General features: G+C 63.7%; 23 protein-coding genes and 1 riboswitch. Of the genes, 8 read left to right on the top strand and 15 right to left on the bottom strand.

What is annotated here, in order from left to right:
* Positions 1-18 precede the first annotated feature (18 nt).
* The 11 genes from Q1V43_RS00210 to Q1V43_RS00160 all read right to left on the bottom strand — a co-directional run bounded on the left by Q1V43_RS00210 (position 19) and on the right by Q1V43_RS00160 (position 11,669).
* A complete protein-coding gene (locus Q1V43_RS00210; protein ID WP_300512945.1) occupies positions 19-1,530 on the bottom strand; it encodes a nitrite reductase in 1,512 nt (503 codons plus the stop codon).
* A gap of 70 nt (positions 1,531-1,600) precedes the next feature.
* A complete protein-coding gene (nirJ, locus tag Q1V43_RS00205; RefSeq protein ID WP_300512690.1) occupies positions 1,601-2,818 on the bottom strand; it encodes a heme d1 biosynthesis radical SAM protein NirJ in 1,218 nt (405 codons plus the stop codon).
* Between the two features lie 3 nt (positions 2,819-2,821).
* Positions 2,822-3,313 (bottom strand): Lrp/AsnC family transcriptional regulator, encoded by a 492-nt coding sequence (locus Q1V43_RS00200; RefSeq protein ID WP_300512688.1) that lies wholly within the window; start codon positions 3,311-3,313, stop codon positions 2,822-2,824.
* A complete protein-coding gene (locus Q1V43_RS00195) occupies positions 3,310-3,783 on the bottom strand; it encodes an Lrp/AsnC family transcriptional regulator (RefSeq protein ID WP_300512686.1) in 474 nt (157 codons plus the stop codon). Before Q1V43_RS00195 ends, Q1V43_RS00200 begins: the two co-directional genes overlap by 4 nt.
* Positions 3,783-4,778, bottom strand: a complete 996-nt coding sequence (locus Q1V43_RS00190; RefSeq protein WP_300512684.1) for an AsnC family transcriptional regulator — start codon at positions 4,776-4,778, stop codon at positions 3,783-3,785. Before Q1V43_RS00190 ends, Q1V43_RS00195 begins: the two co-directional genes overlap by 1 nt.
* A gap of 3 nt (positions 4,779-4,781) precedes the next feature.
* Positions 4,782-5,942 (bottom strand): cytochrome D1 domain-containing protein, encoded by a 1,161-nt coding sequence (locus tag Q1V43_RS00185; protein WP_300512682.1) that lies wholly within the window; start codon positions 5,940-5,942, stop codon positions 4,782-4,784.
* Positions 5,943-6,004: 62 nt separating this feature from the next.
* The gene (locus Q1V43_RS00180; RefSeq protein WP_366146196.1) at positions 6,005-6,259 is read right to left on the bottom strand and encodes a cytochrome c; all 255 of its coding nucleotides are present in this window, start codon (positions 6,257-6,259) and stop codon (positions 6,005-6,007) included.
* Entirely contained in the window at positions 6,252-7,013 is a 762-nt protein-coding gene (cobA, locus tag Q1V43_RS00175; protein ID WP_300512680.1) for a uroporphyrinogen-III C-methyltransferase, read from the bottom strand. Before cobA ends, Q1V43_RS00180 begins: the two co-directional genes overlap by 8 nt.
* Before the next feature lie 540 nt (positions 7,014-7,553).
* Positions 7,554-7,982 carry a copper-binding protein gene (locus Q1V43_RS00170; RefSeq protein ID WP_300512678.1) on the bottom strand — a complete coding sequence of 143 codons (429 nt, stop codon included), beginning with the start codon at positions 7,980-7,982 and terminating at the stop codon, positions 7,554-7,556.
* A 77-nt stretch (positions 7,983-8,059) separates the two neighbouring features.
* On the bottom strand, positions 8,060-9,859 hold the full coding sequence (locus tag Q1V43_RS00165) for a NapC/NirT family cytochrome c (protein ID WP_300512676.1): 1,800 nt from the start codon (positions 9,857-9,859) through the stop codon (positions 8,060-8,062).
* A 133-nt stretch (positions 9,860-9,992) separates the two neighbouring features.
* The gene (locus Q1V43_RS00160; protein WP_300512674.1) at positions 9,993-11,669 is read right to left on the bottom strand and encodes a cytochrome D1 domain-containing protein; all 1,677 of its coding nucleotides are present in this window, start codon (positions 11,667-11,669) and stop codon (positions 9,993-9,995) included.
* A 337-nt stretch (positions 11,670-12,006) separates the two neighbouring features.
* Between Q1V43_RS00160 and Q1V43_RS00155 the strand changes: the two genes are divergently transcribed.
* From Q1V43_RS00155 to Q1V43_RS00140, 4 genes are all read left to right on the top strand, one after another.
* On the top strand, positions 12,007-13,227 hold the full coding sequence (locus tag Q1V43_RS00155) for an NnrS family protein (protein WP_300512672.1): 1,221 nt from the start codon (positions 12,007-12,009) through the stop codon (positions 13,225-13,227).
* 459 nt (positions 13,228-13,686) lie between these two features.
* Positions 13,687-14,910: a 5-aminolevulinate synthase gene (gene hemA, locus Q1V43_RS00150; protein ID WP_300512670.1), complete on the top strand. Its 1,224-nt coding sequence runs from the start codon at positions 13,687-13,689 to the stop codon at positions 14,908-14,910.
* An 83-nt stretch (positions 14,911-14,993) separates the two neighbouring features.
* Positions 14,994-15,986: a P1 family peptidase gene (locus Q1V43_RS00145; protein WP_300512668.1), complete on the top strand. Its 993-nt coding sequence runs from the start codon at positions 14,994-14,996 to the stop codon at positions 15,984-15,986.
* Positions 15,987-16,049: 63 nt separating this feature from the next.
* Positions 16,050-16,601, top strand: coding sequence for a hypothetical protein (locus tag Q1V43_RS00140; RefSeq protein ID WP_300512666.1), 552 nt, complete (start codon positions 16,050-16,052; stop codon positions 16,599-16,601).
* Positions 16,602-16,603: 2 nt separating this feature from the next.
* On the opposite strand, the gene Q1V43_RS00135 is transcribed toward Q1V43_RS00140, so the two are convergent.
* Entirely contained in the window at positions 16,604-17,386 is a 783-nt protein-coding gene (locus Q1V43_RS00135; protein WP_300512664.1) for an alpha/beta hydrolase, read from the bottom strand.
* An 89-nt stretch (positions 17,387-17,475) separates the two neighbouring features.
* Here Q1V43_RS00135 and Q1V43_RS00130 point away from each other — a divergent pair, with 89 nt between their 5' ends.
* The 4 genes from Q1V43_RS00130 (at position 17,476) to Q1V43_RS00115 (ending at position 22,848) form a co-directional block, all read left to right on the top strand.
* Positions 17,476-18,954: an NAD-dependent succinate-semialdehyde dehydrogenase gene (locus Q1V43_RS00130; RefSeq protein ID WP_300512661.1), complete on the top strand. Its 1,479-nt coding sequence runs from the start codon at positions 17,476-17,478 to the stop codon at positions 18,952-18,954.
* A gap of 259 nt (positions 18,955-19,213) precedes the next feature.
* On the top strand, positions 19,214-19,753 hold the full coding sequence (locus tag Q1V43_RS00125) for an RNA polymerase sigma factor (RefSeq protein ID WP_300512658.1): 540 nt from the start codon (positions 19,214-19,216) through the stop codon (positions 19,751-19,753).
* Positions 19,750-21,690, top strand: coding sequence for a VWA domain-containing protein (locus tag Q1V43_RS00120; protein ID WP_300512654.1), 1,941 nt, complete (start codon positions 19,750-19,752; stop codon positions 21,688-21,690). Before Q1V43_RS00125 ends, Q1V43_RS00120 begins: the two co-directional genes overlap by 4 nt.
* A gap of 51 nt (positions 21,691-21,741) precedes the next feature.
* A riboswitch (FMN riboswitch) is annotated at positions 21,742-21,899 on the top strand.
* 79 nt (positions 21,900-21,978) lie between these two features.
* A complete protein-coding gene (locus tag Q1V43_RS00115) occupies positions 21,979-22,848 on the top strand; it encodes a DMT family transporter (protein WP_300512652.1) in 870 nt (289 codons plus the stop codon).
* Between the two features lie 73 nt (positions 22,849-22,921).
* Here Q1V43_RS00115 and Q1V43_RS00110 read toward each other — a convergent pair whose 3' ends face one another.
* From Q1V43_RS00110 to glcF, 3 genes are all read right to left on the bottom strand, one after another.
* Entirely contained in the window at positions 22,922-23,374 is a 453-nt protein-coding gene (locus tag Q1V43_RS00110; RefSeq protein WP_300512650.1) for an Hsp20 family protein, read from the bottom strand.
* Positions 23,375-23,524: 150 nt separating this feature from the next.
* Positions 23,525-24,343, bottom strand: coding sequence for a trypsin-like serine protease (locus Q1V43_RS00105; RefSeq protein ID WP_300512648.1), 819 nt, complete (start codon positions 24,341-24,343; stop codon positions 23,525-23,527).
* Positions 24,344-24,473: 130 nt separating this feature from the next.
* A complete protein-coding gene (gene glcF, locus Q1V43_RS00100) occupies positions 24,474-25,754 on the bottom strand; it encodes a glycolate oxidase subunit GlcF (protein ID WP_300512646.1) in 1,281 nt (426 codons plus the stop codon).

The raw sequence follows: 25,754 nt of genomic DNA, 5'->3' as shown, positions 1-25,754 counted from the left end.
TGGGCGACGATGAGCGCCTCAGTGACTGGTCCCTTCCGAGAAGGTGATCTTGTTCCAGACATTGTATTTCCCCGACGGTTTGCGCATGGGAAGGCGGCGCACCTCCTCCAAAGTCTCGGCATCATAGATCAATACCGCGCCATCGTCCTCCCAAACCGACACCAGGGCGTATTTGCCGTCGCGGGTGAATTCCACGTGGGCGACCGTGGCACCCGGCACCGGGCGCAGGGTCTTGACGATCTCCAGGGTCTGCTTGTCAATCACATGCATCGCGTCCTTGTTCGGGCCAAAGAACACATCCGCCCAGACGTATTTGGAGTTCTCGTGGCTGCGCATGAAGAAACCGGGACCTTCGGTCGGGATGCGCTTGATCGTCTCCCAGCTGTTCATATCGATGACCGAGATCACGCCTTCCTTCAGGTGCGGAGTCGCCATCACCGTGGTGTCGCCATAGGCCCAGGTGATCCCCGATCCCAGGTGCGGCATGCCCGGCAGGTCCAGATCGGCCACTTTCATGCCGATCACTAGGTCGATGACCATGCCGTCCTCGCCCTTGCGCGAAGCGCCCATCAGGTGCTCGTAGCTCTGGTCGAAAAAGAAATCGTCCAGATAGTCCGGCGTGGTGATGCGGCGGATCGGGAAATCCGTATCCTGTTCGGTCGGACCTTCGATCCGCCAGTCATGGGTGAACCCGCCGGCAAAGAGGCTCATGTCGGGGTTCTCGGAATAGGACACTTCCCAGACCTCCGGAACGTCCTTCAGGGCCAGCACGAAACTGTCGCGCGGCGGTGCCTGATAGACAGCGGAGACGCGGCTGGGTGTGCCATCCTTGCCCTCGATCTTATGCACTTCGGCCACCGTCAGGTCTTCGGTGGACAGGATGGTCAGCGTGTTGGGCAGGTAGTTCGCCACGGCAAGCCATTTTCCGTCACCAGACATGGCAATGTTGCGAGAGTTCAAGCCTGCACGAGTACGACCCACCTGTTTCAGGCTGTAAATGTCGTATTTTTGAACCCAACCGTCCCGCGACATGATGAAAACATAGCGCCCATCCGGGCTGAATTTCGGCCCGCCATGCACTGCGAAGGGGGTGGCAAACCGGTCAAGCACCTCGAAAGTGTCGCCGTTCAGGACCGAGACATGGTGATCGCCGGTTTCCACCACCAGAGTGATGTTCATCGGGTCCGCGTCCCAGACAGGGGAGTCGGCGGCGACATAATCCTCGTCCATCACGCGCGAGGCGTTGATCTGTTCCGCGCCCCAGGGCGGGATGGTGTCCAGCGGGGTCTTCAGGTAGTCCGACAGGGCGGTGATCTGCGCGTCCGTCAGCTCTTCGGTAAAGCCCGGCATCTGGGTGGCCACGCGGCCGTCGCGAATGACGGCCTCGATCTTGGGACCGCGCATCCGGCGCAGGGTCTCAGGGATCAGCGCCGGGCCGGTGCCACCAAGGCGGTTCGCGGCGTGGCAATCGGCGCAGAACTCGTTGTAATCGGCGACCGGGTCGGCCAACGCGGGTCCGCCCAGCACCATGGCAACGATCAGTGAAAACCACACACCGGCTCTCGCGCGGGTGGGAGTCCGGGCAATCTGCCGGGGCTCTTTAGAAAAACTGGTGTTTCGGGTCATGTTTCTTGCCTCGGAAGGGGGTGACTTCCAGCCGTTCGGCCGTGTCGGTCACACCGATTTCGTCATTCGTCAGGTAGCAGGCCGGATCCTCGGCCCAGGGGTTGCCGGTCAGCTGCAGCGCGCGAATGCGGGTGTTGCCGCCGCAGACGTCCTGCAGGGAACAGTCGCCGCAGCGCCCTTCCAACGGGCGGGGCCGCGTGCGCAGGGTGGCCAGCATCTGGTCGGAGCCGGTCCAGAGCTCGGAAAACGGTGTCTTCTTCACGCTACCGATCGTGTAGTCGGACCAGTAGGTATCCGGGTGTACGTTGCCCAGAAAGTCAATGTTCGCGACTCCCATGCCAGAAGAATTGCCGCCCCAGGCAGCCAGATGTTCGCGCAGGTTGGCGACCTTGTCGGCGTCGAAATTCTTGGCGGCCCATTTCAGGAAATAGCCCGCGTCGGCGTCATTGTTGCCGGTCACGATGTCCAGCGGCATGTCCTCGGCCGCGGCCAGCCAGGCGCGTTCGATCAGGATGTCCATACCCTTGCGGGTCATCAGGTGGTGGGCATCCTCGCCCCGGTTCTTGTCGCCCCGCCCGGCATAGACCAGATGCGACAGGTAGAACTTGTCCACGCCCTCGTCATCACAGAGCTGCAACAGATCCTCAAGGTGGTGCTGCGTGCCCTCGGTCAGGCAGAAACGCAGGCCCACCTTCACGCCGCGTTTCTTCAATTCGCGCACGCCGCGCACGGCATCGTCAAAGGCACCGTCCACGCCGCGAAACCAGTCGTTGGTCTTGCCAATCCCGTCGATCGAGATGCCGACATAGTCAAACCCGACCTCGGCAATCTTGTCGGCGGTTTCGCCGTAAATCTTTGTTCCATTGGTGGAAAAGGCCAGAACGCGCGTCAGTTCGCGGGCACGATGGGCGATCTCGAACACATCGAACCGGTCCAGCGGCTCGCCGCCCGACAGGATGATCGCGGGTACTTTGAACTGCCCCAGATCCTCCAGCGTGGCCATGGCCTGGTCATGGGTCAGCTCGCCGGGAAAATCCACATCCGCCGAAACCGTATAACAGTGGCGGCATTTCAGGTTGCAGCGGCGGGTCAGGTTCCAGATCACCACCGGTTTCGGCAGGCCGGAGCCACGGCGTTGGCGTACCGGGGTCGGCGCGACCAGCTGGTGCATGTATTCGGTCAGGCGAAACATGGTTTATCCTTTCTTGCGGAGCCTCAGCCCCGTCTTTTTCAGGATGCGGGTGGAATAAAGGATGTCGCTGCCATTGAGCGCATCGCCCAAGAGGTCGGTGATGCGGGCGCGTTTCTCTTCCACCTCGCCCTTCGAGGATCCGTGGACCATCGCAAAAAGGTTATAGGGCCAGTCCGGCAGATCGCGCGGCCGTTCGTAGCAATGGCTGACGAAATCGAGCGCACCGACCAGCGGGCCAAGCTCGGACAGCTGCGCGTCATCCACGTCCCAGACGGTCATGCCATTGGCGACCATGCCCAGCTTGTAGTGGTTGGGAGCTGCGGCGATACGGCGGATGACGCCGGTGTCCTTCATCGCTTGCAGGCGGGTGCAAAGCTCGTCCTCGGCAAGCTCCAGCCCCGCGGCCACCTCGGCATAGGGGGCCGGCACCAGCGGAAGGCCCGATTGCAGCGCGGTGATTATCGCGCGATCCGTCGTGTCGAGAACATAGCTCATGCGGCCACCCGAAACCCGATGTAGAACTCTTGCAGTTTGGGGAAACAATGCACCTTGATGCCGGTTTCCCCTTCGATCCTGTCGGCTGCGTCCTTGATCCCTCCGGGCGTTTCCGTCGCCAGAACGAACCACATGTTCAGCCGGTGCGTCCGTTCATAATTATGCGCGACTTCCGGGTGTGCATTGACCCGAGTCATGACCGTATCAAAACGGTCGGCAGGCACGGCCATGGCACAAAGACAGAAGGCCCCGCCCATGGCGGCCGCGTCGAAGAACGGGCCGAACCGGGTCAGGACACCCTCTTCGCGCAGGGCTTTGGTGCGGGTCAGCACCTCATCCTCGCTCAGCCCCAGCTTTTCGGCCAAGGTGGCAAAGGGGCGGTGATCGAGCGACAGGTCATCCTGCAGCGCGTTCACCAGCAGGCGGTCGGTCTCGTCCAGAACCGCGGGCGTCCGGTCACGGGCCACCATCACGCGCGCTCCCTGCGGTCGGCAATCATCGCGCCGGTCTGGCGGAAGCAGCGGGTGGAGAAGAGCGGTTTGTGATCTACCCCCCGCAGCGCGGGCAGGTTCGATGCGCGATCCAGCACCTCCAGTGCATCCTCGCGGGACTTGGCATGGATCATCGAATAGAGGCGGTAGGGCCAGGTGCCTTCGACCGGGCTACGCTCGTAACACAGGGTCACGCCGGGAAGCGCGGCCAGTTGCGGGCCGGCTTCGGTAATGGCGTCATGGGGCAGATCCCAGACCACCATCGCATTCGACCGCCAGCCCAGCGCGCGGTGGCGCACGATCACGCCCAGCCGCGACAGGATGCCTGCATCGGAAAGCGCGCTGATGCGGTCCAGCACCTCGTTTTCGCTGCGTCCCAGGCTCTCGGCCAGCGCCTGATAAGGGCGCGGCACGATCGGCACCCCCTGGCACAGGGCCTGCATCAGGTCGCGGTCGCCGGGCTGGATCACGTCCAGATCGGCCGCTCGAGGCGCGGGCGGATTCACCGGGTTCGTGGTGCCATCCATCTTGAAACCCAGATCAACGTTGAACGGCCGCACCAGGCGCAGGTCCAGCACGGTGAGGCCGGTGCGTTCCTCGATCCGGGCCAGCGTCGCGTCCACATGGGTGCGGTCCGGACCGGTGGCGACGAACCAGATGTTCCAGTCATCCTCGCGCTCGTAGGAGTGATTCACCCCCGGCTCGTCATTGATGATCTCGGCGACACCCTCGATCCGGTCCGCCGGGGCGGCCACGGCGGCCAGGGTCGAGGCCGAAAGGGTGTTGGGCGCGCAGGTGCCGCCGACCCGGGTGATCCGGCCGGTCTGACGCATGGCGTTCAGCCGGCGCACCACCTCGGCCTCGCTCAGATCCACCTCTTCGGCGAGGAGGGCGAAGGGATGGGGCGTGACCGGAAAATCTCGCTGGAAATCGTCCAGCAGGCGGCGGTCGGCGGGGTCGGCAACCAGTCTCATGACTTACAATCCGGTTCTGTGCGCACGCGCGGTAAAGAAAATGCCCGAGGGGCTGTCGGCGTCGATCTCGGACAGGAGCTCGAATGTCTCGGTGTCGTAGATCTTGACCTTGTTCTCGTCGCGGACCGAGACCCAGATCTCGTGCCCGCGCGGGGTAAACTCCATGTGCAGAACGCCCGGACCGGGCTTGAACTCATGCACGACTTCCTTGGTCACGGTGTCGATCACCTGAATCGTGTCGTTCAGCGGGTGGGCGAAGTTCACCCAGACCTGGCGCCCATCGGGTCGGGCCATGGCGAAAACCGGCTGGCCGTAGGTCTTGGTGCGCGCGGTCTCCTGCAAGCTGTCGCTGTCGATCCACAGCACCTCGTGGTGGCCCACGGCGGGCAGCACGAACTCGGCGCCGGTATCGGCCCAACCTTCCAGATGGGGCATCTTGTAGACCGGCATTTCCTCCTGCCCGCGGCCGTAGTCCGGCAGCACGCGGATGGGTTCCGGGCTCTCGTCCCACAGGTCCAGGGCGGTCAGCCCGTCTTCACCGAAGAGACCGGTGATATAGGTGCGGCCATTGGCAGTGATCAACGCGTCATAGGGGTTTTCGCCCATCTCGGGGATCTTGGTGATCCTGGGCTCGGCGCCCGGTTCCACCCCGTCCATGTCGGCGATCCAGGTCTCGCCCGTGTCCCACATGGTAAAGACGAAGCGACGGCCCGGGGCATCGACCAGGCCGATGGTTTTGGATGCGGTCGGGATGTCAGCGACCATCTCCAGCGTTTCGGCGTCGAAGATGCGTACTCCGCCGGGTTCGTAGTTCGACACGGCCACCAGCGTGCCGTCGTCCGAGATCGCCCCGCCGATCGAGTTGCCACCCTGCACGACGCGCTTGGCGATCTTGCGCTCGACGATATCGACCTTGGTCAGCCCGCCGTCGCGGCCGAACACGTAGGCATAGCGCTCGTCCGAACTGTAGACCATCGAGGCATGCGAAAGATCGCCCAGCCCCTCGATCCGGGCCAATGCGGCGCGGTCCGACTGGTCGATCAGGACGACCGACCCCTTGGCGCGTTCGATGATCAGGCCCAGGTCGCCGGTGGCAAGGGTGTCGGACAGGGCGGGGGTGGCCAGGGCGATGCCCAGAGCAAGGGTCGAAATCAGCCGTTTCATTCGGTGTCTCCCTTCAGGAGGTAATCGGCGATCCAGGCGGCTTCCGCCTCGCTGATCAGCGGCTACCACGGCGGCATGGCGGTGCCCGGCATGCCTTCGAGGATGATGAATTGCAGAATTTCCGGGTCGTAGCCCTCCAGCGTTTGGGGGCGGATATCCGGCCCCAGACCGCCTTTCAGCGTCAACCCGTGGCAGGAGCCGCAATCCTGATGCACCAGTCGCTTGAGCGCATCAGGATCGAGGCTGTCGGCCATGGCCGGAGGGGCAGCCATGGCCAGTGTGGTCGCCAGAAGGGAGAGGGCAACCAGTTCAGGCATTTGCAGCAACCTCCCGCGAGGGCACGGCCTGGCGGCCATAGAGCGACACGACCTGGCCGATGATGAACAGGGTGGGCGGTTTCAGCCCGGCATCGCGGGTATCCGCGGCAATGTTGGACAGGGTCGAAACCATGCGGCGTTCATCCGCATTCGTGGCCTTCGAGATCGCCATCACCGGGGTAGAGCCCGGCAGGCCTTCGGTCATCAGGCCCATGGCGATCTGGCCGATCGACGAAACCCCCATGTAGACCACCAGCGTGGTCATCGGGTCGGCCAGTCGTTTCCAGTCGAGGTCCAGCACCTTGTCGGCCTGGCGGTGGCCGGTGACATATAGCACACCGGTGGCCAGCCCCCGGTGAGTCAGCGGCACGCCGGACACGGTGGCGGCCCCCTGGGCGGCGGTAATGCCGGGCACATATTCGGCCTCGACATCATGCTCCGCCAGGTAAGCGGCCTCCTCCGAGCCGCGGCCGAAAATCAGCGGATCGCCCCCTTTCAGCCGGGCAACCACCTGGCCCGCCTGCGCCTCCTCGACCAGGATCTCGTTGATGCGGTCCTGGGTCACGGGGTGGCATTGCGGCATCTTGCCGACAAAGATCATCTTCGCCTCGGGGTTCGCCATGGCGATGATTTCGTCCGAGACCAGGCGGTCATAGACCACACAGGTCGCCTCGGCGATCAAACGGGCAGCCTTCAAGGTCAGCAGTTCGGGATCTCCAGGGCCTGCGCCGATGAGGTGAACTTTGCCGGTCATGTGTGTCTCGCTCTTCCCAAGGGTTGGCTGGATGCAAACCCCTCCCGCGGACAGGCGCGCCCTTTCAGCGCGTGTCGAATCGATGACATTGCCGGCGGGTGAGGCTCGGTCCGGTTTCAAAGGTAAAATGCCGCAGGGGGGGCTGCTATTCCTTGACATAAGTTAAGGGGGCCATGCTTTGGCTCAACCCCCTTGTATTCAAACAATTTTCTCTGTCACCCTGCATCAGGCGACCTACCCTAAAAGGCGCGATTTCAGCTCTTTGAAGGACCGGTCCTCACGGTCCCGTGGCCATCGTTCCAGCGCGACGAAGCCACACATGCGATTGAATACGGCCCTGCGCGGACTGTCAGCGTAAACGTCCAGGGGTTTCGCCCGGGAAGGGTGCGCGACACGCGAAGCCGCGTGCTGGAGCCCGGTCGACACGGCATTCTCCTGCGCCCTGCAGTGGCGGGCCAGGTGAGTGGGGTTTGCCGGAGAATTTCCGGGAAGGGCGCTTAGGCGCAAAGGTACAATACGGCCGCGGGAGCCCGGGGGCCCTTATTCCTCGACAACTGTGACCATGCCGATCATCTCGTGGCTTTCCCAGTGCGGCCCACAGAGATATTCCTGCGGGTCACTGGCCTCCAGGAAGGTAAACTCGATCGCCTCCTCGGGGAAAACCCGGTCGCTTTCCGGCTGGCCCTTCGCGATCACCGAATGGCTGGTGCGCCTGTCGACATTGACCCAGCGCACGGTGGTGCCGACGGGCACGGCGATCTCGGGCGGGCAGAAGCTGTACTTGTACATGGTGACAACAGTCACGCCTTCGGCCTCGGCCGACGGGGCGCCGTAGATATCGACATAGCGTTCTTCGGCTTCGCCGCAGATCTCGGCAATCTCGGCCTCGGTCTTGTCGCCCGCCAGAACGGGCAAAGCCGCGCTTGCCAGCGCGGCGGCGAATGCGAAGGGGGAAAGGGGGATTCGCATGATGGTGTCCTCTCTGAAATCCTCTGCATAATGCCAAAGAAAAGCGGCCGCCCCAAGGGGCGGCCGCGTCTTTGTTCTTATTGACCAACCACGTTGATCTGGGCCTCCGGGTCGTCGAGCGCCATGGTGGTGTCCAACGTCACATGGTGGAAGCGTGCGGCGGCGTAATCGTCGTGGATCGCAAAGCCGACCGTATAGGTCTTGCCGGATTCAAGCGGCACGTCGCCCACCCCGCCGACCAGCGGCCGCGAGAAGACCACGGTCCACATGCCATCGTCACCCAGCTTGGCCTGCGCCGCGATATCACCGTCGTTCTCGACCCGGCGTTCCAGCCGGTAGCCGTTCGAGGCGGAGCCATCGGCGTAGACACGCATCAGGTCCAGATAGGTGCCGTCGGCCAGGTACTGCTCGATCTGAGCGGCCTCGGCCAGTTTGTCCCAGCCACCCTGGGCCTTGCCGCGGCGCCCCTTGACCTCAACCTTGGTGCGACTTTCCGTCAGGTATTTGGTGATGGTCTCTTCGGCCATCAGCGCGGTGGCCACTTCGCCGTTTGCGGCAATCGCCTCGGCGCCCGGATCGAAGGGCATGTAGGTGTTGTCGGCGTGGCAGGACGCCCAGCACCCCACCTGATCACCCATCTCGATGCCGGTCCCGGTGATCATCATCGCGACCTTGATCTGGTTATCCGGGTCCATCTTGCCGCCGTCCACAAAGGGCGCGGGGGCATGGATCGCATTCTGCCATTGCAGACGGAAGTAGACATTGTCCGCATCATAGGCTGCCTGGACCGTGGCACCGATCGTCCCACGTTTGCCCGGAATCGGGGTCGGTTCCAGCTCGTCGTTCTTGCCGCCGCCGCCGGCGACGATCTTGTTGCCGATGTCTTCCAGTTCCTTGGCGTGGCAGGTCGTGCAGGCATCGCCACCCTGGGTCAACGGACGTGCGCCACCGTGGGTCTTGCCGTTCTGCACCCATTCGAAGCTTGCCTGTCCCGGGTAGAACAGGGTCAGGTCGCTGGAGGCAACCGTGCCCCAGTCGATGTTCGGCGCCACGTCGACACCTTCATCGACGGCGCTGGCGGTGCCGGCCATCTCGGCTTCGACCTTGGCGCGTTCATCTGCGCGTGCATTGGCGACGGCATCGGCAATGCGCTGACGCGCGGCCTCGTCCTCGGCCTTGGCAGCGGCTGCCTCTTCGGCCTCGATCGTTTCGATGCGCGCGAGGCTTGCCAGGTATTCCTCCGGCACTTTGCGGATGAATTCCGGGTTCGGCGCCTCCAGCGCGGCCAGGTAGTCCTCGTCCGCACGGTCACGCAGGTCGAGGTGGGCAATGCCCTTGTGGCAGTCGATACAGGTCTGGCCCGTCTCCATCGCGTTCAGGTGCTGCTGGCGCGCGCGCGGGGCCTGGAATTCCGGCATCATCGATTCGAAGTCGTGGCAGTTGCGGCATTCGACCGAGTCCGTGCGTTTCATCCGCTCCCATTCGTTCATCGCCAGTTGCAGGCGGTGGGCGTCGAATTTCTCGGGCGTCGAGATCTTGCCGGTGATCTTGCCCCAGACTTCCCTGGAGGCCTTGATCTTGCGGATGATCTTGTGGGTCCAGTCCTTCGGCACGTGGCAGTCGGAACAGACCGCGCCCACGCCGGACCGGTTCACATCGTGGATCGTGCCCTTGTATTCTTCATAAACGAAATCCCCCATCTCGTGGCACGAGATGCAGAAATCCTTGGTGTTGGTCGCTTCCATGGCGGTGTTGAAACCACCCCAGAAGATGATGCCGGCGACAAAAATGCCCGCAACTGCGGCGATGGGCATGCCCCAGATGAGGGTGCGCCGCCAGATCGGTTTCTTCGGTTCTTGACCGCTGTCCTGGGTCATGTCCTGGCTCCGTTAAGTGGCTGGTCGTCGTCGGCTGTTGATCCCGACGCGGTGAGTGTGTGGGGGGTTGCGCGGGTGACGCAAAAGGGGGCGGGCGCCTGGCCCGCCCCCCCTGGGTGTCTCTCCGATCACATCAGGTGACGTGGTTCGACCGGTTGTAGACGTTGAACTTGCCGGTCGGGGCATAGAGACCCTTCACGCGGCCGACCTCTTCGAGAGTCTTGGCGTCGTAGATCACGATCTCGCCATTGGGCTCTTTCGAGGTCGCACGGTTCCACTTCGAGACCCAGACTTCGGTGCCATCCTTGTTGAATTCGAAGTGAACGGCGACGTTGCCTTCCTCTTCTGTGACCCGGATGGTTTTCACGATCTCACCGGTCTCTTTAGAGATGACCTGAACCGACTGCTGCACGTCCGGCTCCGGATGCTTGGTCTGGTCAACCCAGACGTAATCCGAATTCGGGTGGGTCCGGATGAACAGGCCCGCGCCATCGGTTTCAACTTCGTAACAGGTCTTCCAGGCATTGTCCGGGTTGCTTTCGGGATCATTGCCCCAGACCGTCACAGTACCTTCGCCGAGGTGGGGGGTCGCAGCCACCGGACCACAGTTCGGGTCAACCCAGTTGGCGCCCGGGCCGGGGTGCGGCAGCGGAGCCGTATCGATAATGGCTTCAAGATTGCGCTCTTTTGCATCAACCACGACCATCTGGTTCGACGCGTTCGCGGCGATCTGGAAGTAGCGGCCGGTTGGATCGAAGAACCCGTCATGAAGGAACTTGGAGGTGTCGATCTTGTCGATGCGCAGGCTGTCGAGGTTCGAGTAATCGACCTGCCACATCTGGCCCAGCTCCTTCACCGAGACCAGCCAAGTCGGCTCGTTCGGCGTGTTGTAGATGGCCGCAACGCGGGCCTCTTCAACATATTCGCCGTCAATGTTCACGCCACGGGTCGAAACGACCTTGAGCGGCTCCATGGTCTCGGCGTCGACGATCGCGAAATGCGGCGGCCAATAGCCCCCGCCGATCACGTATTTGCCGTCGCCGGACACGGCCACGTCACGCGCGTCGTAGGCGATCTTGACTTCCGAGACCAACATCTTGTCCGGTGTCTGCCAGAGGTCGATCTTGGTCATCTTGCCGTCACGGCCCATCGTGTACCAGAAGCGGCCGGGATCCTTCGGATCAGCGATTTCACTCTTTTCCGACGCCTTGATCACGTGCACGGCATAGCCCGTGGGAATGTGCGCCAGAACTTCCTTGGTGTCTCCGTCGATGACGGCCACCTTGCCCACATCACGTTCGATGACGACGAAGAAGTTTTCCCAGTTGCGGCCATGCAGCGGCTCGGTCGGGTAATCCTCGGGCTCGACATAGACCTTGCGGGTCTCTTTCATCTGCGCCAGTGACATCTCAGGCGGTTTGGGCGGCTCCATCTGGATGTAGGTCGCCATATCCTTGATTTCCTGCTCGGTCATGATGTCCGAGAAGTTGTTCATACCGCCTTCGGTGCCCCAGGAAATGATCTTTTCAAGGCGTTCCTGGCCCAGTTTCAGCGTGCCACCGGTGGTCACGGTGCCATCTGCGGCAGTCTTTTCCCATTCGGGCAAAAGGTTCTTGCCGGTTGCGCCCACGCGCAGGACGCCGTGGCAGCCGGCGCAGCGTTCAAAGTACAGCTGCTTGGACGCGTCAAAGGCATCCTCGCTCAGTGACGGCTCTTCGGCGAAAGCCGGGATGGCCACGCCGCCCAGCAGCATCGCAAAACCGAGGCCAAGTATGCCGCGGGTTTTCTTTTGGGTGATTCCAAGTGACATGATCACTCTCCGTTTGCTTGGTGAGGCACTTCGGAAGATGGTCGGGACCGGACCTGTGCGTCTTGACAAAAGTCAACGATGCTCCCGAAAAAGTGAGCGGCGCGTGATTTAACTCCGGATGAAGGCACAGAATTCGGGCCCTTCGGACGGAATCCCCCGAATGACGTCAAGGGCAATCCCCTGAAATTAAACGCGATTTCTTGCATAAACCGAGCAGAGTCGCGATGCCCGACAGTTTCACGCAACCTCTTCTCGCGCCGGCTGCAACTTGACGAGTGTCAAGAATTGCCACCCGCCCATGCGTAGGCTTTCGCGGTCCAACGAAAGGTCCACCCCCATGCGTTCTTCCGTCAGGCTCGTGCTCCAGCAGGGTCATCGCACTTTCTTCCTGCTCGCCCCGCTCTGGGCGATCCTGGCGGGAATCGTCTGGGAGCTGTGGCTCCTTGTCCATGCCACCGGCGGGATGATGGATCTGCCCGGGCCGGGCATGGCACCGCATCTGTGGCACGGGCACGAGATGATTTTTGGCTACGCGGCGGCTGCGGTGGCGGGGTTCCTGCTGACCTCCCTCGCGGGCGCGCGCGCGGGATTCATTACCTTGGCTGCCGGTCTGTGGCTGGCGGGACGTCTGGTTGTCTGGGCTTCAGGCCCACTGCCGGGGCTGGTGGTGGCCACGATCGATCTTGCTTTCCTGCCGCTCCTGGCCGGGCACGTTGCGCAGATCCTGATACGTCGCCGCAACCCGCAACAGGCGGTGTTCCTGGTCTTCCTCGCAGCCATGACCCTGGGCAACCTTCTGGTGCATCTCGACTGGCTCGGCTGGGCCTATGGCAGCACCGAGAACGGGCTGCGTATCGGGATCATGGCGCTGATCGGGCTGATCGCCGTTCTCGGTGGCCGGGTCACGCCCGGCTTCATCCGCAATGCACTGCGCCGGGCCGGGGCGCCCGAAGATCAGCTGCCCCCCGAGACACCACGCCTCGACCGCGCCACCGTCGCCCTGGCGATTCTCCTGCCCTGGAGCGCCACCTGGCCGCGCATTGCCTCCGTCGTCGCCCTGGGCCTCGCGATTGCCCATTCTGCCCGGCTGATCCGCTGGCGCCTGCTTTCCACCCGCCGCGACGCATTGCTCTGGGCTCTTGCGCTGGCGCAGAGCATGTTGCCGGTCGGCCTCGTGCTCTGGGCACTGTCCGTCTGGAAGATCGGCTCCGAAGTTGCCGCATTGCATGTGCTGGGCCTGGGCGTGGTCGGCGGCATGACCCTGGCGGTGATGTCGCGCGCCATCCTGGCCCATTCCGGGCGCGGTTTGGTGGCCCCTGCCCCGGTCGCCTGGGCCTATGCGCTGATGGCTTTCGCCACCGCGGTGCGGTGGTTGGGCTCAACCGGGCCGACCTCATGGTATTTCAACCTGATGCTGCTGGCGGGGGCCGCCTGGATCCTGGCCTTCACCCTGTTCCTGGCGGGGCTCATCGAGGCTCTGACAACCGAACGTCCGGCCCGCCCGGCGCCCCCTCCGCCGCCGCCGCTGCCACCCGAGATGAAATCCCCGCACTCTTGACGTTGGTCAAGACGGTTTGACCGGCCCCGTGCCAGCTTGCGCGCATTGGCCTCACCCGGCGCTGGCAGGCACGACTTGCCCCGCATCCGTTTTGCAAACACGGCCTCGATGATTCATGCTGCCACTGTTCTTGGGTGAGGCCGGCGGCAGCCTCTGGATCAAACGGGTTTTCGAACCCACAAGGCCAGCCGTCCGCGCGCGTGAAGATTCACGCAGCACGGGGCCGAGGCCTCTTCGGGGGTGGCGGACGGTTGGTCTAACCTTCCTTCATACCGCACCGTATGGCGTTCCGCGGCGCTCTCTTTTCACCCATATGCGGGTTTCCGATCGGAACCGGATGTGCCTGCGCCGCCCCTCCACCGGTACACTTTTTCTGCCCGACTTGACATAAATCACGTTCCGAACCCTCCCGAACATGTTCATTGCTTGCAACCAGGATCAACCCCCGGAGGACGTCACATGGACTATCAGGCCTTCTTCAAAGCCAGCCTCGACAGCCTGCGCGAAGACGGAAACTATCGCGTTTTTGCCGACCTGCAACGCAAGCGTGGCAACTTCCCGAAAGCGTGCCACACCAGCGAACGCGGCGAGGATGACGTGACCATCTGGTGTTCGAACGACTACCTGGGCATGGGCCAGCACCCCGATGTGCTGGAGGCCATGCACCACGCGATCGACACGGTCGGCGCCGGGGCCGGCGGGACGCGCAACATTTCGGGAACCACCCACCAACATGTTCTTCTGGAACAGGAAATGGCCGATCTGCACGGCAAGGAAGCCGCGCTTCTGTTCACCTCCGGCTACGTGTCGAACTGGGCCGCTCTTGGCACGCTCGCCTCGAAGATCCCCGGCTGCATCGTCTTTTCCGATGCGCTCAACCACGCGTCGATGATCGAGGGCATCCGCCACTCGCGCGCCGCCAAGGTGCTGTGGAAACATAATGACCTTGAAGACCTCGAAGCAAAGCTGGCCGCCGCCGACCCGGACGCGCCCAAGCTGATCGCCTTCGAATCGGTCTATTCGATGGACGGTGACATCGCGCCCATCAAGGAAATCTGCGACCTGGCCGACAAATACGGCGCCATGACCTATCTGGACGAGGTACACGCAGTCGGCCTGTACGGTCCGCGCGGCGGCGGCATTGCCGAACGCGAAGGGCTGATGGATCGCCTGACGGTGATCGAGGGCACGCTGGGCAAGGCCTTCGGCGTTGTGGGGGGCTATATCGCTGCCTCGACCGAACTGTGCGATTTCGTGCGCAGCTTTGCCTCAGGTTTCATCTTTACCACCGCCCTGCCGCCTGCCGTGGCCGCGGGCGCCCGGGCTTCGGTCCAGCACCTGAAACGCTCGAACGCCGAACGTGACAGCCAGAAGGAACGCGTCGCCAAGGTGCGCGCCGGACTGGACGCGATGGGCATCCCGCATGTCGAAAACCCCAGCCACATCATCCCGGTGATGGTCGGCGACGCGGTCAAGTGCAAGTTCCTGTCCGACACGCTGATGCAGGAGTACGGGATCTATATCCAGCCGATCAACTACCCGACCGTGCCCAAGGGCACCGAACGGCTGCGCATCACCCCCAGCCCGGTCCATACGGATGCGGATATCGAACACCTCCTCGGAGCGCTCGAGGAGCTCTGGGTGCAATGTGAGATCGCGCGCATTCCGATGGCCGCACAGTAAGCGCCAGGCCGCGACCAAATCAGCTCTTTTCAGGCCCCCGCAAGGGGGCCTAGTCTTTTGTGCAGGCCACAATGGAGACAGGCATGAAACCGGGCAAACGCAATCTGATCACCGATGTGGCCGGGCTGAAGGTCGGAAATGCCTCGGATGCGGTGATCAAGACCGGCGCGACGGTGCTGGTCGGCGAGAAACCCTTTACCGCCGCGGTGCATGTCATGGGGGGTGCCCCCGGCACACGGGAGACCGATCTGCTTGCCCCGGACAAGCTGGTGCAGGAGGTCGACGCGCTGGTGCTGTCAGGTGGCTCGGCCTTCGGGCTGGATGCCCCCGGCGGCGTGGCCGACGCGCTGCGCACCCGGGGACGCGGCTTTCTGGTCGGCGATCAGCGTGTGCCGATCGTGCCCGGGGCGATCCTGTTCGACCTGCTGAACGGAGGCGCCAAGGACTGGCAGGAAAACCCCTACAAGGCGTTGGGACGGGCGGCTCTGGATGCCGCTTCCATGGAGTTCAACCTGGGTACGGAAGGGGCCGGCACCGGTGCGACCGTGGCCGGGCTGAAAGGGGGATTGGGCTCCGCCTCGCTGGTGCTGGAAAACGGCATTACCGTCGGCGCGCTGGTTGCCGTGAATGCGCTCGGGGCCGTCACCATGGGCGAAGGTCCGGAATTCTGGGCCGCCCCGTGGGAGATGGGCGCGGAGTTCGGTGGCCATGGCCCGGGCCATCACGACCCCGGCGAAGAACCCCGCCCCGAGGCGCAGCTTGGCGAAAACACCACCATTGCGATCATTGCCACCGACGCAATCCTCACCCAGGCCCAGGCCACACGGCTTGCCACAGCCGCCCATGACGGCATGGCCCGCGCGATTCACCCCAGCCACACGCCCTTCGACGGAGACCTGATCTTTGCCGCCGCCACCGGCGCAACCCGCCTGCCCGATCCCGCATTCGATGCGCTCAGACTGGGCCACGCCGCCGCCACCTGCCTCGCCCGCGCCATCGCGCGCGGAGTCCATGCTGCGAAAACAGCGCCCGGTGATATCCTGCCCACATGGCAGGCACGATTCGGGTCAGGCTGACCGGGCGACGCATCCCCACCCTTCCCCGGCGAGACTGCCGCCATTCAGACAAGGGAGGTTTCCATGAAAGTATTTCTTGCCGCTACAGCCCTGCTGCTGAGCACAATCGCGGCCCGGGCAGATGAGGTTTCGGACACGCTGGAAAGCGCGCTTGCCGCCTATAACGAGGGCGATATCCAATACGCGCTGGAAGAGCTGGAATATGCCAAGCAACTGATCGCGGCGATGAAGACCGACGCCCTGTCGGCCTTTCTGCCCGCCGCGCCCGACGGCTGGACCCGCGAGGTAAACTCCGAGATGAACGCCGGCCTCGCCTTCATGGGGGGCGGGATCGGGGCCGAGGCGGACTACAGCAGGGACGGCCAGACCTTCTCGATCACCATCATGGCCGACAATCCGATGATCGCGGCCTTTGCCGGCATGATCGGCAATGCCGGCATGATGGGCGCCAAGCTCGAACGGGTAGGGCGGATGAAATACATGAATCAGGACGGCGAGCTTTCCGGGCTCGTGGACAACCGCATCCTGATTCAGGCCAAGGGCGCGCCGGTCGATGTGATGATCCCCGTGCTGAAGGCGATCGACGTGAAGGCGCTGGAGGATTTCGGCGGCTGACCCTAAGCCAGCAAGGCCCGTGTGAGCGCGCTCTCGGGGTGCTCCAGGGGGTCGATCACGTCGAAATGGTGCCGCCCCGGCGCCACGCGCAGCCGCGCTTCGGACCAGGCCTCGGCCAGGCCGCGCGCCTGATCCAGAAACGCCGGGCGCTCCTGCGCGCCAACCCAGACCGTGGTTGGGATGTGCAGCCGGTCGGTGGCCAGCGCGGGGCTTTCCGCCTCTGCCTCTGCCGGGTCCAGGCGCAAGTCCGCATTCATGGATGTGTGCAGCAGCGGCCTCAGATCCCCCAGCGGCGAGATCGCCAGGATGCGCCTGATCCGATCAGCGGATTTAGGCGCCACATCCGCACAATTCATCCGTGCCACCAGATGGCCACCCGCCGAATGTCCCGCCAGCACGATCGGCCCCTGAACCTCTCCCGCGGCCAGGTCGATGGCGCGCGCCACCTCCCGCGTGATCCCGGATATCCGCCCGTCGGGCGCGAGCGTGTAGCACGGCAACGCCACCGCCCAGCCCTGTGCCAGAGGCCCCGCCGCCAGATGGGTCCAGGTCGCATGGCTGAAGGCGCGCCAGTATCCGCCATGCACGAAAACGACGAGCCCGTGCGGCACGCCTTCGGGCAGAACCAGGTCCAGAATCTGACGCGAACCGGGCCCGTATCGCAGGCCCGTTCGCAGATTCTTCGCCTTCGCGCGAAATTCTGTCGCCTGATGCGACCATCGTGGCGGAAACTGTGTCGCATTCGGGATGAAATCCGCATTTGCATAGGCTAGATCAGGGTTCAAAGGGAAATCCTTGCGATAATTAACACGTTAAGCTCTTTACTTGGGCCGCGTGTTTCGGCACAGGTGACGCAGGGCCATGGGAGATGAAAATGACCGCCAATGCAACCGATCTGAAAAGCCTTCTGAACGATTCAAGCCTGCTGGAAACCCGCGCCTATGTGGCCGGTGCGTGGATCGACGCCGATGACGGCGCCACTTTCGACGTGATCAATCCCGCCCGGGGTGACGTGATCTGCCAGGTGGCCGACCTGTCGCGCACCGAGGTCGCGCGCGCCATCGCCGCCGCCGACGTGGCCGGCAAGGCCTGGGCCAAGCGCACCGCCAAGGAACGTGCCCAGATCATGCGCCGCTGGTACGATCTGATGATGGAGAACCAGGCCGACCTGGCCACCATCCTGACCGCCGAGATGGGCAAGCCGCTGGCCGAAGCGATGGGCGAGATCGCCTATGGTGCCAGCTTCATCGAATGGTTCGCCGAGGAAGGCCGCCGCATTTACGGGGAAACGATCCCGGGCCACCAGCCCGACAAGCGCATCACGGTGATCAAACAGCCCATCGGCGTGGCGGCTTCGATCACGCCCTGGAACTTCCCCAATGCTATGATCACCCGCAAGGCTGGCCCCGCGATTGCTGCGGGCTGCGGTTTCGTCGCCCGCCCTGCCGAACTGACCCCTCTGTCGGCCCTTGCCCTGGCCGTGCTGGCGGAACGCGCGGGCCTGCCCGGCGGGCTGCTCAACGTCGTGCCAAGCTCCAACGCTTCCGAGATCGGCAAGGAGTTCTGCGAAAACCACACGGTGCGCAAGCTGACTTTTACAGGCTCGACCAACGTGGGCCGCATCCTCTTGCGCCAGGCCGCCGACCAGGTGATGAAATGCTCGATGGAACTGGGCGGCAACGCGCCCTTCATCGTGTTTGACGACGCCGATCTGGACGCCGCCGTCGAGGGGGCCATCGCCTGCAAGTTCCGCAACAACGGCCAGACCTGCGTCTGCGCCAACCGCATCTACGTGCAGGAGGGGGTCTATGACGCCTTTGCCCAGAAACTCAGCGCTGCCGTGGCGGCCCTGCCGGTGGGCGACGGGCTGGCGGAAGGCACGGCGCTCGGCCCCCTGATCTCGGAAGCCGCAGTCGACAAGGTGCGCCAGCACATCGCCGATGCCACCGCCAAGGGCGCCGAAGTGATCCTGGGCGGCAAGGAACACGCAAGCGGAGGATTGTTCTTCGAACCCACCATCGTCACCGGTGCCACCCGCGAGATGGACTTCGCCACCGACGAGACCTTCGGTCCGCTCGCGCCACTGTTCAAGTTCAAGGACGAAGACGAGGTGATCGAGCTGGCAAATGACACGATCTTCGGTCTGGCGAGCTACTTCTACGCCAAGGATCTGAGCCGCGTCTACAAGGTGACCGAGGCGCTGGAATATGGCATTGTCGGCGTGAACACCGGCATCATCTCGACCGAGGTCGCGCCCTTCGGCGGGGTGAAACAGTCCGGCCTGGGCCGTGAAGGCTCGCATCACGGCATCGAGGATTACCTGGAGATGAAATACATCTGCATGTCAGTCTGAGGGAACACCCCTTGACGGGGCGCTACGGCGCCTCGTTGCCTTCTCCAAAGGAGCGCCTGCGGCGCGCTTGATGTCTCGGCCTCGGCTGCGCCTCCGCCTCGACATTGCCTCCGGCGGGGATACTTGAAGAAAGATGAAAGCAGGCCCTCCCTTTCATCTTTCCAAAAATATCCTGGGGGTTTGGGGGCTAGCCCCCAACAAGAAAGTGGAAAAATCCAAGGATTGACCCCGCCCGTGCGTCATACTCTATGTGATGCGCATGGAACGGACGGACGAGGTATTGGCCCGACACGCTGCGGGCGGAGATCGCGAAGCTTTCGCGATGCTTCTGACGCGCCACTACGACCGGCTGTTTGCCTTTGCCTTCCGCCTGTCCGGATCGCGCCCCGAAGCCGAGGATCTGACCCAGGACATCTGCGCCGTCCTGCCCGCGAAACTGGCCACCTTCAGAGGCGAGGCACGGTTTTCGACCTGGCTCTACCGGGTGGCAGTCAATGCAATGCATGACCGGCGCAGGCGCATGGCCAGCCGCAACCGCGCCGCCGACGGGTGGGGCGACTGGGAGAAGAACCGCCGCGCGGCGAATGACGAGGCCGCGGGCAACCTCGACTGGCTCGCCCAGGCCATGCGCGCCCTGCCCGAGGATCTGCGCGACACCGTGGCGCTGGTGCTGGGTGAGGAGATGAAACAATCGCAGGCCGCACAGGTGCTGGGTGTCTCCGAAGGCACCGTTGCCTGGCGCATGTCAGAGGTCAAGAAACGCCTCAAACACTTGCGAGAAACGGAGGATTGGCCATGAGCGACGACGATCTCAAGCTGGTCTCTGACGGGCTGAAACGGGCCCCGCCCAGCCCGGATGAGAGCGCAAGGGAGGAAAACTTCGCGCTGGCGATGAAAAATTTCGATCGGCTCCAAGAAAGTCGGGACGGCACGCGTCCTACTCCTGAAGCCACCCGGTCCGGGTGGCTGCGCAAAGGAGTGACAAAGATGTTTCAGACCCTGTCCACACGCGGCGCCATTGCCGCCTCCACCGCCCTTGTTGCCGTTGCCGTTGCGGTGACGGTTCTGCCGACCTACCAGGTTGGCACCGACCTGCGCCTGCGCGAAGTGGCCACGCAGAAAACCGACGACACGCGCATGGAAGAAGAGCAGTTCGTTGACGTCGAACCGCTGGTCGAACCGGCCCCGATGGAGTTGGCACCGATGGAGCTGGCCGAGGCCGACATGGCCGCCAGCGCACCCGAGGCCCTTGCGGCGGCTCCGCCCACGCCCACTGCCCGCGTCGCGGCCCCCGGCGTCGGTGGGTTGGCGATTTTCGATGATGCGATACGCCCCGCCCCCACAGATACGGAAACCTATGCCAACGCGGCTCCCAACCCGCTGAAGATTACCTCCAAAGACCCGGTTTCCACCTTCTCGGCCGACGTGGATACGGCCAGCTGGTCGCTGATCCGCAACATGATTTCACGCGGTCAGCTGCCCCCTTCGGACGCCGTGCGCATCGAGGAAATGGTGAACTATTTCCCCTATGCCTATCCGGCACCGGAAGGCCCGCACCCGTTCCAGCCCACCGTGAGTGTGATGGGCACGCCCTGGAACGCGGGCACGCAGCTGGTGCATATCGGCATTCAGGGCGAGATGCCCGAAGTGGACGCCCGCCCACCGCTGAACCTGGTCTTCCTGATCGACACCTCGGGCTCGATGGACGACCCGACCAAACTGCCTCTGCTCAAACAGAGCTTTGCCCTGATGCTGTCCGAGCTGCGCCCCGAGGATGAGGTCTCCATCGTCACCTATGCCGGCAGCGCCGGTCAGGTTCTGGAACCCACCCGCGCCGCGGATCGCGCCACTATCCTGGCCGCTCTGGACAGGCTGCACGCGGGCGGCGCCACCGCCGGGCAGGCCGGGCTGCAACAAGCCTATGCGGTGGCCGAAAGCATGACGATGGACGGCGAGGTCTCTCGCGTGATCCTGGCGACGGATGGCGATTTCAATGTCGGCCTGTCCGACCCCGAGGCGCTGAAGAACTATATCGCAGACAAGCGCAAGACCGGCACCTACCTGTCGGTTCTGGGCTTCGGCCGGGGCAACCTGCAAGACGCGACCATGCAGGCGCTGGCGCAGAACGGCAATGGCCAGGCTGCCTATATCGACACGCTTTCGGAGGCACAGAAGGTGCTTGTGGATCAGCTCACCGGTGCGCTGTTTCCGATTGCCGACGATGTCAAGATCCAGGTCGAGTTCAACCCGGCCATGGTCGCCGAATACCGGCTGATCGGCTATGAAACCCGCGCGCTTGCCCGCGAGGATTTCAACAATGACGCGGTGGACGCGGGCGAGATCGGCGCAGGCCATACCGTGACCGCGATCTATGAGGTCACACCGGTCGGATCGGAGGCGGTCATGACCGACGCCCTGCGCTACGCCCCACCGGTGGAGGCAGATGGCTCCGGCGAGCTTGGCTTCCTCAAACTGCGCTACAAGGCGCCGGGCGAGGAAATCTCGACCCTGATCGAGACCCCGATCCTGCCCGAAATGGGAACAGCCGGCGATGACGCGCGTTTCAGCGTGGCGGTGGCCGGGTTCGGCCAGCTCCTGCGCGGTGGAAAATACCTGGGCAATTGGGGATACTCTGACCTCATCGCGCTCGCCAATGCCAACAAGGGTGCGGATGAGTTCGGCTACCGTGCCGAGGCGGTGAAGCTGATGCGTCTGGCCGAAACCCTCTCTCGTTGACACTCCCCCGGCCCCGGCCCTAGGGTTCGCGCGCCGTCCCGATCCGGGGCGGCGCATTCTCAGGGCGGGGTGGAATTCCCCACCGGCGGTAGAGGGGCGGCAACGTCTCAAGCCCGCGAGCGCTTGGAGGTCCTACCGGGCCTCCAAGGTCAGCAGATCCGGTGCAACTCCGGAGCCGACGGTCACAGTCCGGATGGAAGAGAATGGGTACGGCGGCTCCAGCAATGGAGGCGCCTTGTCCTGTCTGCCTTGAGTCACGCGCGTAAAGACAGAAAGGACAGATACGCCATGACTCGCAAACCACTTTATGCCGCGACCCTGATGGTCGCCGCAGGGGCCTCATTTGCGCTGGTGAACACCGCACTTCAGGCCGCCACCATGCTGCACGGGGCCGCGTCCCCGGCAGTTACTTTCTGGCAATATCTCATTGCCCTGGGCTTCTACATTCCCTGGATCAACCGCCACCGGCTGGCGGTGCTGCGCACGCGTCAGGCGGGGCTACATGTGCTGCGCGTCGGCCTGGCCGCCCTGGGCGTACAGCTTTGGGTCTGGGGGCTCGCCCATGTGCCGATCTGGCAGGCCATCGCGCTGATCATGCTCTCACCCTTCTTCGTCACCAGTGGTGCCGGTCTGCTGCTAGGCGAACAGGTCACGCCGCAGCGCTGGGGTGCCGTCCTGCTGGGCATCCTCGGCGGGGCAATCATCCTGGAGCCCTGGTCGGACAGGTTCCAGCTGACCGCGCTGCTGCCCATCGCCGCCGCCGCGTTCTGGGCGGCAGCCTCGGTCGTCACCAAATACCTGACGCGCGAGGACGGGCCCGAGACGGTCACGATTTACCTGCTGATCCTGCTTACTCCGATCAACTTTGCGCTGGCGGCAGGCACCGGGTTTTCTCTTCCGCAATCGGCGCTCTGGTTCGTGGTCGGGGCGGGGCTGCTCACGGCGTTGGCGCAGCACGTTCTGGTTCGGGCCTACAGCCTCGCGGATGCCGCCTTCCTGCAGCCCTTCGATCACCTGAAACTGCCCCTGAATGTGGCGCTAGGCTTTGTCGCCTTCGGTTTTGCCCCCACCGGTTCCATGTGGCTGGGCACGGCGGTGATCCTGGGTGCAAGCCTTTTTCTGCTCAACCGGGAAAGCCGTGCCGCACGGCCAGCGTGACCGCCCACCCAACAGGAAAATGGCACGTGGGGGGGAGCGCCCACGTGCCAACACTTTCGCAGGGAAAGGTCGATCAGGCCTCGATCGCCGTGGTCTCGACGTCACCCGCGCGGGCGATTTCGATCCGGCGCGGCTTCAACGCCTCGGGAACCTCGCGGGTCAGGTCGATATGCAGCATGCCGTTTTCATGCACGGCCCCGGTCACGCGCACATGGTCGGCCATGTGGAAGCGACGTTCGAAGGCGCGGGTGGCGATGCCGCGATGCAAATAGGTGCGTTCGTCTTCACCGGCCTTCTTGGCCGACACGAACAGGGCATTCTGCTTCACCTCGACCGACAGTTCACCCTCGGTGAACCCGGCCACGGCGACGGAAATGCGCCAGGCATCCTCGCCGGTTTTTTCGATATTGTACGGGGGGTAGCTTTCACGGCTGACATCATTGGTCAGCACCCGGTCCATCAGGTCGGCGATCTGGTCGAAACCGACGGTGGCACGGTAAAGCGGCGAAAGGTCAAAATTGCGCATGGGTCGTCCTCCATTGAGCGACTGAGTAGTTTGCCTTCCCCATGGGACAGGCGGTTCAGGAAACGGGCCCGCTCGGCGGCGCCCGTGACAGTCACGTATGGCGGATTTCTTCGCGTTCAAGACCCGGGAGGATTTCGCCGCGCCCCATGCTCAGGGACGGACGAATCTTGCCCCCGAACTGTGCAGCCCCCCGCCGAGGTCGATGCGTCGCGCGGTGGGTTCGACCCGTGTGAGAAGGCCGTCGCTTTCCTCCAGCGCGGCCATCAGATCGGCCAGGGGCCTTTCAAGGCTGGTGCCCAGACTTACCGGAGTATCCCGCACGGAGGCCTTGGCCGAGACAACTGAAACGATGCGCGCCTCGCCCTCCTCCTGGATAAATATCGGTGCGCCGGAGCTACCGAAATCGACCTCGCAAGACAGGATCAGGGTGCCCGACTGCCGCGCCAGCACGTGGCACAACTCCTGCAGCGCGGGGCTATCGGCACGGTCGTGGGCATAGGACACCACGCCCACCTCGGCCCCTTTGCGTGGGCGTTTCGCGATGGAAAACGGGGTGACAGAGGTCATGCGGATCGGCCGGTCCAGTTCGATCAGCGCCAGATCATTGGCAACCCGCTGCGCCCTGTTACCGCTCGAAAACTCGAAGTCCGGGTGAACCAGCGCCCGACGCGCACCGCGATAGGCCGAGGCGCGTCCATTGCGCCACCCGGCCCGGAATTCAATCTCGCCAGCTTCATAGGGGCGTCCGCTGTCCTTGTTGAACAGGCAATGAGCCGCAGTCAGCACCAGGTTGTCGGCGATCATGGCGCCGGTGCAGAAACTCTCGTCAGCCATGTCGAGGCGGCCAACGGCCTCCCAGCCACGCCCGTCATCTCCGGTGATCAGATTGCGCAGAGGCGCGTTATCCGAAGCCCCGAGAGGGGTTGAAAAACCCAGGCCAAGCAACAGAATAGACAATAGTTTTCGCATTCGCCCGTCTTCGCATTTGCCCCTTTTCGTTCAGGTTTGTATGGCAGCGAAATGAGGCAAGAATGAGGCACACCCGATCCGGATCCCCCCGACGCACGCATGGCGGCGCACTTGATCCGCGCACCCCGACTCACCCCAGTTTGCGCGGTTTCGGCCCGCCCGTGGCCCAGTCCAGAAGCTCCACCGTATGCACCACCGGCACCTCTGTTCCGCCGCCGATCTGCACCATGCAACCGATGTTTCCCGCCGCGATGATGTCGGGCTCCTTGGCCTCCAGCGTGCGCACCTTGCGCGTCTTCAGCTTTGCACTGATGTCCGGCTGCATCAGGTTGTAGGTTCCGGCCGAGCCGCAGCATAGGTGGCTGTCGGCGGGTTCCACCACCTCATACCCCGCCCGTTTCAGAAGGCTCTTCGGATGGCTCCTGATCTGTTGTCCGTGTTGCAGCGAACAGGCGGCGTGATAGGCGACACGCTGTCCGACGCTTCCCTCCGGCAGGTCGAGATCCACCAGCACCTCGCTGATATCCTTGGCCAATTCGCTGACTCGTGCGGCGTCGTCGGCCAGGGGGTCATCCTGGAACATGTAGCCATAATCCTTAACCGTCGTGCCGCAGCCCGAAGTGTTGATGACGATCGCATCGAGCCCCTCGCCGCGGTCCTCGGCCATCCAGGCGCGGATGTTCGCCGCTGCCGAGCCATGGCTTTCTGCGGTCTTGCCCATGTGATGGGTCAGCGCCCCGCAGCAGCCCATGCCTCTGGCCACCACCACCTCGCAGCCCAGCCGGGTCAACAGGCGGATGGTGGCGTCGTTGATATCGGTATCCAGAACCTTCTGCGCGCAGCCGGTCAGCAGCGCCACGCGTTTCTTACGCTCTCCCTTGGCCGGAAAGACCTGCGGGTCGTCATTGCGGCTGAGCGCCGGGATCCGCGCGGGTGCCATGGCCAGCATGGCCCGCAGCCGGGGGTCGGGGACGAAGCGCCGCAAGGGTTTGCCGATCCTGGCCCCCAGAAGGGCGAAACGGAACCGTCCCGGATAGGGAATGATGCGCGCAAGGGTCCAACGCAGGAGCCGGTCCATCAGCGGGCGTTTGTACGTCTTTTCAATATGTTCACGCGCGTGATCGACCAGGTGCATATAGTGCACGCCCGAAGGGCAGGTCGTCATGCAGGCCAGGCAGGACAGGCAGCGATCGACATGCTTGGCCACCTCCTCATCGGCGTCCCGGCCGTTTTCCAGCATGTCCTTGATCAGGTAGATACGGCCGCGCGGACTGTCCAGCTCATCGCCCAGCACCTGGTAGCTGGGGCAGGTTGCCGTGCAAAAACCGCAATGTACGCAGCTTCGCAGAATCTCGTTGGCGCGGGCAATACCGGGATCTTCCAGCTGTTCCGGGGTAAATGTCGTCTGCAT

This window comes from Aliiroseovarius sp., assembly GCF_030148435.1.
Taxonomy (GTDB): Bacteria; Pseudomonadota; Alphaproteobacteria; order Rhodobacterales; family Rhodobacteraceae; genus JASBTN01.
The sequence above is the reverse complement of the archived record's forward strand: the minus strand, read 5'-3'. Positions and strand labels throughout refer to the sequence as shown.